This window comes from Coleofasciculus sp. A1-SPW-01 (assembly GCF_040217205.1).
GTDB lineage: Bacteria > Cyanobacteriota > Cyanobacteriia > Cyanobacteriales > Coleofasciculaceae > Coleofasciculus > Coleofasciculus chthonoplastes_A.
Window position 1 is genome coordinate 1 of record NZ_JAVJNP010000132.1, and the last position, 14,365, is coordinate 14,365.

9 protein-coding genes and 1 pseudogene are annotated in these 14,365 nt (G+C 45.3%); 8 read left to right on the top strand and 2 right to left on the bottom strand.

The features are described from left to right. Positions 1–162: 162 nt before the first annotated feature. Together RH949_RS20675 and RH949_RS20680 are read right to left on the bottom strand one after the other, a co-directional pair. Positions 163–2,196, bottom strand: coding sequence for a two-partner secretion domain-containing protein (locus tag RH949_RS20675; RefSeq protein ID WP_446355796.1), 2,034 nt, complete (start codon positions 2,194–2,196; stop codon positions 163–165). An 83-nt stretch (positions 2,197–2,279) separates the two neighbouring features. Further along, the gene (locus RH949_RS20680; protein ID WP_446355798.1) at positions 2,280–2,405 is read right to left on the bottom strand and encodes a hypothetical protein; all 126 of its coding nucleotides are present in this window, start codon (positions 2,403–2,405) and stop codon (positions 2,280–2,282) included. A gap of 539 nt (positions 2,406–2,944) precedes the next feature. Between RH949_RS20680 and RH949_RS20685 the strand changes: the two genes are divergently transcribed. The 8 genes and pseudogenes from RH949_RS20685 to RH949_RS20720 form a co-directional block, all read left to right on the top strand. Further along, entirely contained in the window at positions 2,945–3,694 is a 750-nt protein-coding gene (locus tag RH949_RS20685; protein WP_006098630.1) for an ABC transporter ATP-binding protein, read from the top strand. 126 nt (positions 3,695–3,820) lie between these two features. After that, complete coding sequence (gene metG / locus RH949_RS20690) at positions 3,821–5,503, top strand: methionine--tRNA ligase (protein WP_446355800.1); 1,683 nt, start codon at positions 3,821–3,823, stop codon at positions 5,501–5,503. A gap of 281 nt (positions 5,504–5,784) precedes the next feature. Next, positions 5,785–7,149: a TrpB-like pyridoxal phosphate-dependent enzyme gene (locus tag RH949_RS20695; protein WP_446355802.1), complete on the top strand. Its 1,365-nt coding sequence runs from the start codon at positions 5,785–5,787 to the stop codon at positions 7,147–7,149. Between the two features lie 3 nt (positions 7,150–7,152). Next, positions 7,153–8,082, top strand: coding sequence for a hypothetical protein (locus RH949_RS20700; protein ID WP_446355804.1), 930 nt, complete (start codon positions 7,153–7,155; stop codon positions 8,080–8,082). Next, the gene (locus RH949_RS20705) at positions 8,075–9,487 is read left to right on the top strand and encodes a CHAT domain-containing protein (protein ID WP_446355806.1); all 1,413 of its coding nucleotides are present in this window, start codon (positions 8,075–8,077) and stop codon (positions 9,485–9,487) included. The genes RH949_RS20700 and RH949_RS20705 overlap by 8 nt, the downstream gene beginning before the upstream one ends. Before the next feature lie 979 nt (positions 9,488–10,466). Next, a complete protein-coding gene (locus RH949_RS20710) occupies positions 10,467–11,930 on the top strand; it encodes a VMAP-C domain-containing protein (protein WP_446355808.1) in 1,464 nt (487 codons plus the stop codon). Positions 11,931–11,950: 20 nt separating this feature from the next. Continuing rightward, positions 11,951–13,105: an AAA family ATPase gene (locus RH949_RS20715; RefSeq protein WP_446355810.1), complete on the top strand. Its 1,155-nt coding sequence runs from the start codon at positions 11,951–11,953 to the stop codon at positions 13,103–13,105. Between the two features lie 578 nt (positions 13,106–13,683). Further along, a pseudogene (locus RH949_RS20720) lies at positions 13,684–14,365 on the top strand (hypothetical protein); the annotation flags it as partial.

Below are 14,365 nucleotides of genomic sequence, written 5' to 3' on the forward strand. Positions count from 1 at the left end.
TTGACCGATGAGATTTACAGTTCCCTCTCCTGCGGTGAGATTGACTTGAGTGACACCACTTCTGAGGTCAATAAATTGACTGCCATCTTGTGCTGATGTATCCACAGTCAAATCATTGACGTTAATGCCAATCCTCTGTTGTGCACTCCCCAAATCCCCTGTTCAGGTAATCTCCACAGATAATTTCTGAGCGAGTATGTCGCGAGTAGCATCATGGTCGTTAATTGCACCACCAATGATGAGCGTAATCGCTCCTCCTGTATCTCCGGCGCCGGCTATCAGTTCGAGTTGACTCAGTCCATTTTCTTCACTGATGAATTGGTCACCCCCTGTTTTTGTGGTGTCTACCCTCAATTGCTCAACATTGGTTTGAATTGGGTTACCGCTAGTACCAAATGTTGTCGCTGTGGCGTTAAGAGTATTGGCAGTAATTTCTCCCGCCATGCTGCGGGTAATTGCTCCATTGGGAGAATTGAGGATAACTGTGTTGGTTCCAGCATTCAAGTTAGCGTTTAATGCAATCCCGCCTGTGCCGTTATTGGTGTTGAGTTCAATTGCACCATTGTTCGTGGAGATATCGGCATCGGCCTTGACTACAATTTGGTTGCCAGCGTTAGCGGTTAGTCCCACACCCTCTCCTGTCATACTAATGGCATTGGTAAAGGTAATATTATTGCTAGCTTGCAGAATGACTTTGCTGGTAGCACCGTTGATTAAACTCGGATTTATTTTGGCAATACCAGAAGTACCTGGGTCAGATGGCAGGTCAGGGTCACTGGACTCATTTACATCCTCTAATCCAGGAGCAAACTGGTCTCCACTGCCATTAACGACCTCTATATTGGTTGGGTCAAGTAATAATGTGCCGATATTTCCGTTAGGCGCTAGGGTATTTACACTGCCGTTATAGTCTAAAAACTGTTTTCCAGATACTTCAACTTTTCCACCATCTCCTGCTTCTATTCCACCTTGAGCGCTAATTGTGCCGTAGAATCGGGTAGCGTTATTTGACCACGTTACGACTTCTCCACCTTCTCCATTGGTGATAGCATCAGCCTTAATCTCTGAATCTGGGCTGACATAGGTTCTTGAGGCGTTGGGTATCGTTCCTTGACCCTGATAAGCGCCTCCAATTTGGACTATCCCACCACCATGGGTTCCTGATGCGTCTACGTTGGCAGAAATTAGACCTACTCTATCGCCAATCACATTAATCTCGCCCCCGGTTGAGTATGAGGGCGAGGGCGCAAGGCTTTGCTCCCCTACAGCCCCTGTGTGAGAAACATCAATTTTACCGGATACGATCGCAACTCCTGTCTGTTTTGGTAAGGTGACTCCAGTATCTGCCAGTTGTACATCGCCTGATTCGTTAACCTCGACGCCTGTATCAACCTCTTCCCCCGAACCCGTTAACAATTCAGCTAAATCTCCAGGTTGGACTGGCAATACTTCCCCGTCTGGCGTCCTCGGTGGTTCAACTTCCAGAGACAATAATCCCCCAGGGCGAGAAATTTTGACTAAATTGGAACCGGGAACGGCTGCAACGGTAATGCTTCCTCCTGGTGCGGTTAGTTTCCCGGTATTAACAACATTGCCAGCCAGTAGGGTTAAGTTTTTCCCTTCTGATACGGCTAAATCCCCTGCATTAACAATACTTCCCGCCTCTGTTCCATCAAAGGCAAATTGGTTAGGGGTTCCGATTAAGTTCTGATAATCATTCCCACCAATAGCATTAAACCAATTGTTGTCGCCAAAACCGATCGCGTCGGCGGTGGTGACGATAAAGTCACCAGGGACATTGAGTTGGGCATTCGGACCCAAAATAATCCCAGCCGGATTCATTATATATAAGTTAGGATTGCCGCCTGTTACCTGAATTAAGCCGTTAATCACAGAGGCGTCACCACCGACGACGCGACTGAGGATATTATTTAAATCAGGATTGGCTAAAAAGTTGGCGACTTCGCTGGGATTCACGCCAAACTGCTCGAAACTGTGGAAGAGGTTTGTCCCATCCCCAGAAAGACTCCCACCGGAAATGTCGATGCGGTTCCCATCCGGTGTGACAATTGTCCCTGTACCGTCTGCTGCGGGAATCGGCTGCGCCAGAACTAGGACTTCAGAGGAGGTGCCAAGGCTGAAAACCCAAAGCCAAAATCCGGTAACAGCGGCGGTTAAAAGATGTACTCTGTTCATGGCTGATTCATTAACCCAGCAGAGGTTGGGTTTCAAAGGGACTTTTAATAATATTCCAGCGTTGCCAGATCTATATATTGTATCTAACACATCTGCCAAGCTGCGATCGCACTCACTCTTTTTCGGCTAACCATCTCACCCAAGTCAGTCTCTGGGAGCAAGGGTGGCGTTTCCCAGGAGGGTTTAAATTCAGCGGTCATACGACTCACCAGAGTTGAGTCTGGGGCAATTCACTTGGCTGGGCAATCTAACTCAAAATACTTACTCTTGCTCGCATGATAACCGACTTTAATCAGATTTAACCTGCTCGTCAAGCTTAATTGAAAAAGATTAACAATTCTCAAATGAGTTAAGCGGTGATGTAACTTAATATTTAGTCGTGAATAAGCGGTTCGGCATTTAAACCTTAATGTCAAAAACGGCACAACCCTTGTAATGCGTTAAGCGAAGCCATGCCGCAGGCTTTGCATCTTGCTCGCTACCCATTCCCAATTTAAATGCGTGACAGCTTAACAAGCATTAATTGAGTTCCTGCTTGTAAATTCAAGGGAGTTCAAAAACATTTTGGGTATCAATCCCCCTTTTCAAGCCACCCCCTGACAGTCTCACAAGTATCACCCAGCAACGGATTTGATCCGTCAGGATTCGCTATCATCCAGATCATGGCTCTTTATCTGAAGAGAGTTTAACTTGGGCTATTTATGTTATATTTCTTTACAGATAGACCCGGACTGTCGCTTATATCAATGTGGTTGTGTCTATAAAAAGCCGAAACCAGCTTGATCGGCGCTCAAGCGATCGCAAACCGAAGCAATGGGACACCATCATTGCTGAAAGCGTAACGATGGAATATAAATCCGGCAATCAGCGCTATCAAGTACTCAAAGGGATTGACTGGCAAATTCAGCGCGGTAATATTCAAATCCTCATGGGACCATCGGGTTCGGGAAAAACGACGTTCCTCTCTATCCTGGCGGGACTACTGACCCCTTCATTGGGCAATGTATACCTACTGGGAGAAGAGATCACCAAAATGTCCAGCGCCAAGCTAGCCCGCTTTCGGCGAAACAATATTGGCTTTATTTTCCAGCATTTTAACCTGTTTCCGGCGCTAACGGCAGCCGAGAATATAGAAGTTGTGCTGAATATTAAAGGGATTCGGGGGACTAAAGCGCGATATCAGGCACAGGAGTTGCTCGAACATGTTGGATTAGAGATGCACGCCAACCAACGCCCTGCTAACTTGTCTGGGGGACAGAAGCAACGAGTCGCGATCGCACGTTCCTTAGCCGGTCATCCTCAGATTATCATGGCAGATGAACCCACGGCAGCACTCGACTCAACCAGTGGACATCGGGTGATTGAATTATTGCGGCGGTTGGCAAAGGAGGAAGGGTGTACAGTACTGATGGTGACTCATGACCCCCGTATTCTGGATGTCGCTGACCGAGTAACCTATCTCGAAGATGGGATTGTGAAGACATCTGGCATAACTTGACGCACAATAGTCTTAAGGTAAATGTTACTGACTTAAGCTGGGTTCGTAGTAGGCAAGAAGCTTGCCAGAAGCGCTGAAGCGCTTACTACAAACGCTGTACCCTTTGGCACATCCTACGTAAAATTTATGCAGTATCTGATTACAAGTGCGTTGCCCTATATCAATGGGATTAAACACCTGGGAAATTTAGTCGGTTCTATGCTTCCGGCTGATGTCTATAGCCGTTTCCTGCGACAGGAAGGCGAATCGGTTCTGTTTATATGTGCCACAGATGAACATGGTACACCGGCTGAATTAGCCGCATTAGAAGCCGGATTAGATGTCACCACCTATTGTCAAAAACAACACGAACGGCAAGCGGAAATCTATCGCGGGTTTGGACTGTCTTTCGACTATTTTGGTCGCACATCCTCGCCAGATCACCATGAGTTAACCCAGCATTTCTATCAACGCCTCGATGAAAATGGCTTCATGGAAGAACGGGAAATTCGTCAGGTTTATTCTCATGAAGATAATCGTTTCTTACCCGACCGATATATTGTTGGCACTTGTCCCCATTGTGGATACGATCGCGCTAGAGGGGATCAGTGTGAGAATTGTACGTCGGTATTAGATCCCACGGATTTGATAGAACCCCGTTCTGCGGTTTCCGGGAGTACAAATCTAGAAGTCCGTACCACTAAACATTTATTCTTAAAGCTGACTACCCTGAGTGATGAAGTGCGTTCCTGGGTAGATAATCAGCAAGAGTGGACGACTCTGACTAGATCCATTGCCCTGAAATGGTTAAATGAAGGATTACAAGACCGTTGTATTACCCGCGATTTGAGTTGGGGTGTGCCTGTACCCCGTCCGGGATTTGAGGGTAAAGTATTTTATGTCTGGTTTGATGCTCCCATTGGCTATATTTCTGCTACGAAAGGATGGGCAAATCAACAGGCTGAAGCGGATAATTGGAAATCGTGGTGGTATGATTCCCAAGATATTCGCCATGTTCAATTCATGGCAAAAGATAATCTGCCATTCCATACAATTATGTGGCCCGCGATGATTCTGGGAACGCGGGAACCTTGGACAATGGCGGATGATATTAAGGGCTTCAATTGGTTAACCTATTATGGCGGTAAATTCTCCACCAGTTCCAAACGTGGGATATTTTCGGATCAAGCTTTAGAGATTGTACCCGCTGATTACTGGCGCTATGCCTTAATTGCTATGTCTCCAGAATCGGCTGATTCAGCGTTTACCTGGGAATTATTTCAAATTAAGATAAACAAGGATTTGGCAGACAATCTGGGTAATTTTGTCAACCGAATACTCAAATTTGCCAATAGTCGGTTTAAAGGAGTAATTCCAGAAGGGGGAACGCCGGGAGAGGCGGAACAACGGTTGCAGGAAAGTTGTGAAAGTTTGATAACGAAACTGAGTAATTGCCTGCAAAATCTGGAGTTTCGCAAAGCCGCTGAAACCTTATGTGCGCTGTGGACAGTGGGAAATCAATATATTGATGAACGCGCACCCTGGGCGCTGTTTAAGCAAAATAAGGACGAAGCGGCGTTGGTGATTCGCACCTCTATTAATCTGATTCGGTTGTATGCGATCGCGTCGAGTCCATTTATTCCGTTTACGGCGGAGAAACTCTTTGATGCATTGCAGTTATCGGAAACAGAGAGAACGCAAAGGTTAACTCAGGCGGTGGATTTTAATGCCTTGGTAGCGGGTCGTTCTTTTGAGGTTCCGCCTCCTCTATTTCGCAAGTTAGAGGATACAGAAATAGAAGAATTGCGCCAACAATTTGGAGGCGAATAATTCAGAGTGAGACGTGTAATAGCACGTCTGGGATATGGGAAAGCATCATTTGGCTTCCCCATGCAAAAAAAGCGAAGCAACATCTGGTCTCCCCCCTGGAACAAAAAGCGAAGCATCCGCTGGCTTCCCCCTTTTTAAGGGGGACGGGAGGGGGATCTAATAGGGGGACTTTAACGGTAGCAGGGTGTGTTAATACAGGCGTTGCCGCTATAACGAAACACTATAAGATAAAATAAATCTCACTATTCTGAGGCAATTAAACTCTCATCAAACGAACCAAGATGCAGATTAAATATACCCTTTCTGAAGACAAAATGCCCAAAGCTTGGTACAACATCCAAGCAGATTTACCCACACCTGTACCTGGTGTTCTCAATCCCGCCACGGGTCAACCAATTACGCCGACTGACTTGGAATCCCTGTTCCCGATGGCATTAATCAAACAAGAAGTCAGTACCGAACCGAACATACAAATTCCTGAGCCTGTACAATCCATTTATCGTCAGTGGCGCCCGACTCCACTTTATCGCGCCAGACGCTTAGAGAAACACCTAGATACACCAGCTAAAATCTATTACAAATATGAAGGCGTGAGTCCAGCCGGAAGTCATAAACCCAACACTGCTGTTGCTCAAGCCTACTATAACAAAGAGGCTGGAATTCAATGTTTAACCACAGAAACTGGGGCGGGACAATGGGGTTCAGCTTTAGCCTTTGCGGGGGCATTATTTGACTTAGAAATTGTGGTTTACATGGTCAAAGTTAGCGCCCAACAAAAGCCCTATCGCCGCGCTTTAATGGAAAGCTATGGTGCCAAGGTGATCCCAAGTCCGAGTCATGAAACTCAAGCCGGACGCGCAATTCTGGCAGATAATCCCCAGAGTAAAGGCAGTTTAGGGATTGCGATCGGTGAAGCGGTGGAGGTAGCGTTAGGAAATAAAACGGCGAACTATGCGTTGGGTAGTGTACTAAATCATGTTCTCTTACATCAAACCGTAATTGGTTTAGAAGCCCAAGCCCAATTAGACATGGCGGGAGATTATCCGGATATTATTGTTGCTTGTACAGGCGGGGGAAGCAACTTTGCCGGAATTGCCTTTCCCTTTCTCGGTGCAAAGTTACGGGGTGAACAGAAAACGACTCGATTTGTCGCTGTAGAACCTACTGCTTGTCCGACATTAACTAAAGGAAAATATGCCTATGATTTTGGCGATACGGCACATCTAACTCCCTTAGTAAAAATGCACACATTAGGCAGTTCCTTTGTACCGCCAGGGATTCATGCAGGAGGATTACGCTATCACGGAATGAGTCCTCTCATCAGTCATTTAGTTGAGTTAGGGTTAATTGAACCCCGCGCCTATCCCCAATTAAATTGTTTTGCAGCAGGGGTAATGTTTGCCCGTACTGAGGGGATTTTACCTGCACCGGAAGCCAATCACGCGGTTAAAGGGGCAATTGATGAAGCCTTACGTTGTAAGGAAGAAGGGATTAGTCGCACGATTTTATTTAATTTATGTGGTCATGGTCATTTTGATATACAATCCTATATCGATTATCACGCCGGACGATTGCAGGATAGCGAGTATAGTGAAGCAGAAATTGCTATGGCGTTAGCGGGGTTACCTATTGTTTCTTCGGAATGACTGATGATGAATCGAAACCTGACACCACCGAATCTTGAGGAAGCGGAACAACTATTCAATGATTTACTTGAGGAAGTAAGTTCAAAAGAGGCGAACTTAGCCGGAGGAGAGGCGCAAGATGGGGCGCGAGGAAAAACCGCGATTCAACGCCTTAAAGAAACCAGTGTAACCTTTGGTGATCCGCGTAGTCGCTTAATCCCACTGACTGCACAGGGGTTTGCAGCCCAAGGGATTGAATTAGATTACGAAGTTCGCCAGTTAATGCATCAGTTTGACTTCTATTCGATGGTTGTCAGCGTTGATCCTCGCCCCCAACCTAGTGTGGAGATTTCTGGGTTGGAATGTCATCTTAGCTTTGGTTCTCAAGGAAATCAAGCACCGATTGTGCATCGGATTATCCCTGGGGCAAAATGGCAGCCGATTATTAATATTGGCGTGGAGATGAATCTGGGTTTAGATGCGAATCTGGATGTCAGCGCTGGGGTGGATGCGGCTGAACTCGCCAAGGTTGAACGGCTTCCGGATTATAATCGGCTGAAAGCGAATGTGGGCAGTAAAGATAATCTGAAATTATTTACGGTTTTGGATGGGTTAAATTATCAACTGGGTAAGTTTGATATTATTGCCCAAGGGGATGATAATTCGGAATGTTACTGGCGGATTGAGAAGCCGAAACTTCAGGATCAAGCAACTGTTAAATTTGGGATTATTTTTAAAGTGCCTAAAGGTTGGGACTCGATTGAGTTAACTGGGCAGGTTTGGATTGAACCGGAGATGGATTGGCTCTTTGGGGAGTTAAGTCATGTAATCAAAGCCCTTCCTGGTCATTTAAAGGATATATTTGGCAGTAAGGCGAGGGCGGCTAAACAGTTTGCGGTGGGTCAAAAAGAAGCCTGGATTGGTGAGAATAAGATAATACTGCCTCATGGATAAAATTGAGTCTATTTATCAGATTTGTGTCCCGAATGAAACGTCGGTTAGGGTGACATTATGGAGTTCAGCGTTTCAGGTTCTGAATGAAGCGACGGGCAGGTTACGGCTGGATAGGATAAATCAGCCTGTTCAAGATTGTATTACTGATTCCTCTCGGTTAACGGGGGAGTCAATTAGAAAAGTTGGTGAGGCGTTATTTGAGTGTTTATTTGATACTCAACTCCGGGAGTATTTCTGGCAAACCTATCGAGAGATTGTTGTACAAAAGGAGGAACGGTTACAGATTAGTCTAGAGATTAATGAAACGGCAATGCCGGAATTAATGGCGTATCCCTGGGAATTGTTGCGTTTTCCCCAACGGTATCAACGGGGAGAGATTCTATTGGCGACTGATCCAAGTTTGAGTTTGGTTCGGAGTCGGTATAACGTGAATAGAGAGGAGAAGCCAGCGATTCAGGTAGGGGCAAATGAATCTCTAAAAATCGCTTTAGTTGTGGCTAGACCGACTGCTGATTCTCAGTTGAGTCAGGTTGACTATCAGGAGGTTCAAGGTTATTTAACTGGGCTGGCTAATCAACAGGACAAGATTCAACTTTTACCCGCGATTAATCCGGCGACATCGCGAAAAGTTGCTGAACAATTAAGCAATGGCAAACCGGATATCTTTCACTTTATTGGTCATGGTCAATTAATCTCAGAAAATGGCAAGGATGTTGGACAAGTAGCATTAGTGCGAGATTCTGGGGAACCGGATTGGAAAACGGCTGATTTTTTTAGTCGATTATTTACTCAGCATCGTCCTAAAGTGGTTATTTTGCAAGCTTGTGAGACGGGAAAACAATCAGAGACGGATGGATTTAGTAGTGTGGCGTCTCGTTTGATGCTGCAAGGGATTCCTGTGGTTATTGCCATGCAGTATCAAGTGTCTAATCAGACGGTGAGTGGTTTTGTAAAGAATTTTTATGGGGAAATTGTTAAGGGTAAGTCTGTGAATGCTGCTGTACAGCAGGCGCGGTTTAATATTGCTCTGGATAATGGTTATGAACAGCTAGATTTTGCGATTCCGGTGATTTATATGAATGCGGCTGATGGGTGTTTATGGGGAAAAGGGGGGTTAGGAGAAGGTGAGCAAAAGAGCGCGGTGTTGTTTAAGTTGACGGATGAATTGAGGAAGAGGTTGCGGGATGAAATTGAAACGGTGTTGAGTGAAGATCAGGTGAGAAGTATTTTCCTGGAAAATGAAGGGAAGTTTGGCAAGAATTTTTATAATCAGATTCCTGGCGGTGATTATCGAACGCGAGTGATTCGCTTAATTCGAGAGTTGGAGAATCGAGGTTATCTTTCATTTTTTATTGCTGTTGTTAGAGAGGATTATCCGAATTTTGCACGGGATGTTCTCGGTTAAATTGGGCGTAGGTAAGCTGTTATAGGTGTTAAATTAAGTAATAACCCCCTCTCCCCCAACCCCTCTCCCACCAGGGGAGAGGGGAGCAAGAAACCCCTATAATTGGAGCAAGAAACTTCTATAATTAGAGCAAGAAAACCCTATAATTGGAGCAAGAAAACCCTATAATTAACGTAGTGGCGTGGCACACCTGAATTGGTGGATTAGAATTGTAGGGGCGGGTTTCACTATTACAGCAGTTTGCTCTGCTATGCGGTACATTGTCGATCCCCCTAAATCCCCGTGCAATAAAAGCGAAGCATCCTCTGGTTTCCCCCATGGAACAAAAAGCGAAGCAACATCTGGTTTCCCCCTTTTTAAGGGGGACGGAAGGGGGATCTAATAGGGGGACGGAAGGGGGATCAAATAGGGGGACGGAAGGGGGATCTGAAGGGGGACTTTGATCTACTGTACTTTATTACAGCGCCAAGCGCTGTATCTCTTTGGTTGCACCCAGATGCGACTAAACCCGCCCCGATACGCAGTTTTTTTGTTTCTTATGAAAAGTTAGAAGCCCCTACAATGTAGGGTGCGTTAGCGCCGCGTAACGCACCTTTGTTAATATATCTGACTTTTCACGGCATATAATGATTTTGACCGAACGTCTTTGCTAGTCAGGTATGGTATGTAAAGGTGTAGGGGCGGGTGTCACTATTATCTCTTCGGTTGCACACAGATGCGACTAAACCCGCCCCGATAGGCAGGTTTTTTGATTTCTCATGAAAAGTTAGAAGCCCCTACAATGTAGGGTGCGTTAGCGCTGCGTAACGCACCTTTGTTAATATATGAGGTAATGCTGCTTAGAGTTGTAAGTTGGGTTTCGACTTCGCTCAACCCAACGGGATCTAGAGCTAAGGTTTCCTTACTACGAGCCGCTCTTTGTTAATATATAAGGTAATGCTGCCTAGTTTCGATTGAGAGTGATGTTGATATCTTGAACATGAGTCTAACTGATCGGCAAAAGCAAAAACTTCGCCAAGATATTGAAGGTGTACTGAGTGAAGATCAGGTGAAAAGTATTTTCCTGGAAAATGAAGGGACGTTTGGCAATAATTTTTACAATCAACTTCCCGGTGATGACTACCGAACTAGGCTAATTTACGCTATTAAAGAATTAGAGAACAGAGGGCTTTTTCAAGATTTTGTTAGACAAGTTGGTCAAGAGTATCCCAGAGTTAAAGCGAATTTCACTATTTATGAGCAACTGTCAGCCCTCATTTTTATTATGCAAGATGTAACTAGCGGGAAACAGGTTGAGCATTTTTTTGATTTCCATAATATTGAAGAGTTAGAGGAAAATTTGTTAGGGATAATTGAAGGCGATCGCCTATTATTCAATTGTCTTAATAATCCAGAAGATATGGGGTTATCGACTATCTGTCCTAGCTTAACTGATTTTGTCGAATCCTCTGTGATTAATCTGTTAACTCGCCCAGATATTCCGCCTGATCTAAACGATAAGTTAAAACGGTGGATTCAGCAGAACTATCCTACTCTTGATTGTCCGACTGAACAGCCATCCAATTCTATTCTCCACAGCTATATTTTAATCTTGGTTTATCCGCTGCTGGGTAAAACCAGAACCAAGAAGAAAACCTTTAACATCCAAGCCGAGTTTATTGAGGATTTTCCCAACACCCAAAATCAACCCATTGATTTAAATCCAGAGGACATGAAAACTGAGGGATATTTCGAGAAAGAGATTCCTGATGTGATTTATAAGTTTATTCAACAAGTTAAAGACAACTACTTACACGCAAAAGTTTTACAGAATCAGCCATACAATTTGAAGATTGAATTATTTCTGCCCACCGAACTCCTCAGTAAGCGGTTTGAATTCAAGCCTCCTCAAGTTTGGAAGAAAGATGATATCGCCCTCTGCGAGAAATATTCGGTGATGTTACGCTCGTTAAATCGACTGTTAAAACCCGATTGGCAGAATGCTTGTCTGATTAAATGGCAAAAAATGACACAACTCAAACCCAATGATATCTGTGACTTTGATAAAGATAGGAACTTGTCCAGTTTATTATCTAGTGCTTTAAACAAGAAACAATTGGCATTAGAACTGGAACGATTTATCATTGTTAAACTGTGTTGTGACTTACCCCCGCGCAAAACTCCGGTGTTTTTTGAGCTTTTATTGGCAAAAGGAATTCCGTTGTGTTTCTGGTTGAAAAATCAAGACCTGTGTCAGCCTGCTATAGACAGCTTGAATACATTAACCACAACAGACTCATTCTCGGATTTAGATACATTATCGGAAAAAATCCTAGACATTCGTAAGCAAGACTTGGCTCAACCGAATCGAGAGACGCTTTTGGGGTATAATTTATCCGTTCTCTGCGATAATACTGAGCGCAAGCCAGTTAATTTACCCAAGTTTAATCAACTGGCAAGCTAAACGGATCACAGGAGGGTAGTGTGACATCAAGAACATATCCGGATGATTGGTATTTTTTTTACGGCGATGGACAAGAACATGGCTTTAAAATTGCCAATTTGCCACCGCCTCCTCCCTGGCGGCGATTTCGAGAGATTGACGATTCAGCCGAACTTGAAGATATCAAACAACGCTGGGAAGCGGTGCAACAATTAGCGGATGCTGAGGAAAATAAACAAGGAAAAGAAAAAGGCAGAAAATTTAGGCTGCATTCCCCTAAACCAGAGGATGAATCGATTGATAATGAAGGGGAAGATGAGACGGGTAAACCGCCGAGAGTGAATGTAGCGGATGCGGTGAATGCGGCGTTGTATTTACGGCGTCCCCTCTTGGTAACGGGAAATCCGGGTTCTGGAAAAACGTCTTTAGCTTATGCTATTGCCCATGAACTTAAATTGGGACCCGTCTTAACTTGGCTGATTACCACCCGTTCTACCTTACAGGATGGACTCTATCGGTATGACGCGATCGCACGACTCCAAGATTCCCAGCTTAACAAAGGTAAATCGCCGGATATTGGTCAGTATATTACCTTGGGTCCGGTGGGAACCGCTTTTTTACCCTCTCAGTATCCCAGAGTGTTATTGATTGATGAAATTGATAAAAGTGACATTAACTTACCCAACGAACTGTTGCACCTGTTTGAAGAAGGAAACTATGAGATTCCGGAATTAGTCCGTTGGGCGGATAAGTCGTCAACTCAGGCGGACAATAGTAACTCTAAACCGGTACAAGTGCGAATTGAAGATGCGGGGATTAAAGCCTCGATTCGGCGGGGGAGAGTTCATTGTTCTCAGTTTCCGATTATTATTATGACCAGTAACGCTGAACGAGACTTTCCCCCGGCTTTTGTGCGTCGGTGTCTGCGGGTGAGAATGCCTGATCCGGATACAGCCGCTTTAAAAACGATTATTGCGGCTCATTTCCAAGATGAAACGGATGAGGCGAATTGGGAAAGGATGAAACAGACAACGGAGTCATTGATTGCAGCGTTTTTGGACAAGGATGAACAGGATCGGGCGACGGATCAATTACTCAATGCGATTTATATTAGAAATAATTTGAGTCCGGAAGCGTTTACGGAGGAGTTACAGGAATTGTTGTTGAATAGTTTGTCAGCGATTGATGAGTTGTGAGTGGTGAAAGTTACAGCAGATTTCAGGTTGATGAGGTAGAGCTTCAAGCAAGATCCCCGACTTCTTCAAGAAGTCGGGGATCTGTCTGTGTACCTCACTTACTACCAAAAGCGCTGTAATAGCGGTCAGCCTAAACAAAGTGTAGTTTAATGGTGACAATTTTTCACCCTCATCCCCTAACCCCTTCTCCCACCCCCCTCGTTCCCCCCTACGAAGAGGCTGACAGGTGTAGGTTTTTTATTTAAGGGTGGAGACAAGACAAGGGGACAAGGAAGGAAAGAAGACAAGGGGGAAAAACCGTACAGAATTCGGTTCGGTCAAACTAACTTCTAAAAGCCGAAACGCCCTATTTTTCGTTCTCACTCTTCCTTGTCTACTGGTCTACCTGTCTTCCTTGTCTTACCTGAACCGCAATCTTAAAAAACCTACCCTTGTGAGCTGGGGGAGAGGGGCGATATCTTCAGCTAAACACAAAGCCGTACCCCAAAAGATATTCTGTATTATAGGCAAAAAAAAATCGCGGCAAATTACATCAACAAATGACGAATGACGAATGACATAAGACCAATAACTAATCAATGAAAAACCTCAGCCTCACCCTCTACGCCTTCCACCTGCGTCAAACCCTCACCGACGCCCCCGATCGCGTGGCGGATGATGCGGCTTTATTATGGGATAATCTGACTAATCTGGGACATTTCCCTGGACTGACTACCCTCAAATCCCAACTCATCTGCTACACCAACACCGAATACACCCCCCAAAACGAACCCGGACAAAAAACTTACTGGCTTACCCACGCCCAAAAAGATATCGATTTAGGCGCTATCCCCACCGCCGATGGCTTCAAAATCACCGCCAATCTGCAACCCTTTCGCCTCAATGACACCTACGCCATTGATCTCACTCTCACTCCCGACTCTCCCCACCTCGACATCACCCTCCCCCAACTGCAACATTTCCACCCTCAATCCCTCCTCCCCAACACCATCCAAGCTTCCCTCGGACAAACCCTATTGTTATACGCCGAAGTAGACGCCCAAACCGACTGCGCCACCCTCGCTGAACAATGCGCCACCGCCCTCCTCGCCAACACTCCCCTCAATCCCAGCTTCCAGAATCAAGACAGCCTCTTCGGGAGTCACCTCTTCCACTACCTCGCCACCCAACCCAGCCAACCCGATAACCCCGCCCAACAATGTCACATCCTCATCTCTCTCAACACCAACCAATCTCCCACTGTTGAACTGTTGGGAAAAG

Excerpts from the sequence above, each read along its gene's own strand:
- RH949_RS20705 (WP_446355806.1), top strand. The coding sequence starts at position 8,075 with ATGGATAAAATTGAGTCTATTTATCAGATTTGTGTCCCGAATGAAACG.
- RH949_RS20710 (WP_446355808.1), top strand. The coding sequence starts at position 10,467 with ATGAGTCTAACTGATCGGCAAAAGCAAAAACTTCGCCAAGATATTGAA.
- RH949_RS20700 (WP_446355804.1), top strand. The coding sequence starts at position 7,153 with ATGATGAATCGAAACCTGACACCACCGAATCTTGAGGAAGCGGAACAA.
- RH949_RS20695 (WP_446355802.1), top strand. The coding sequence starts at position 5,785 with ATGCAGATTAAATATACCCTTTCTGAAGACAAAATGCCCAAAGCTTGG.
- metG (WP_446355800.1), top strand. The coding sequence starts at position 3,821 with ATGCAGTATCTGATTACAAGTGCGTTGCCCTATATCAATGGGATTAAA.
- RH949_RS20675 (WP_446355796.1), bottom strand. The coding sequence starts at position 2,196 with ATGAACAGAGTACATCTTTTAACCGCCGCTGTTACCGGATTTTGGCTT.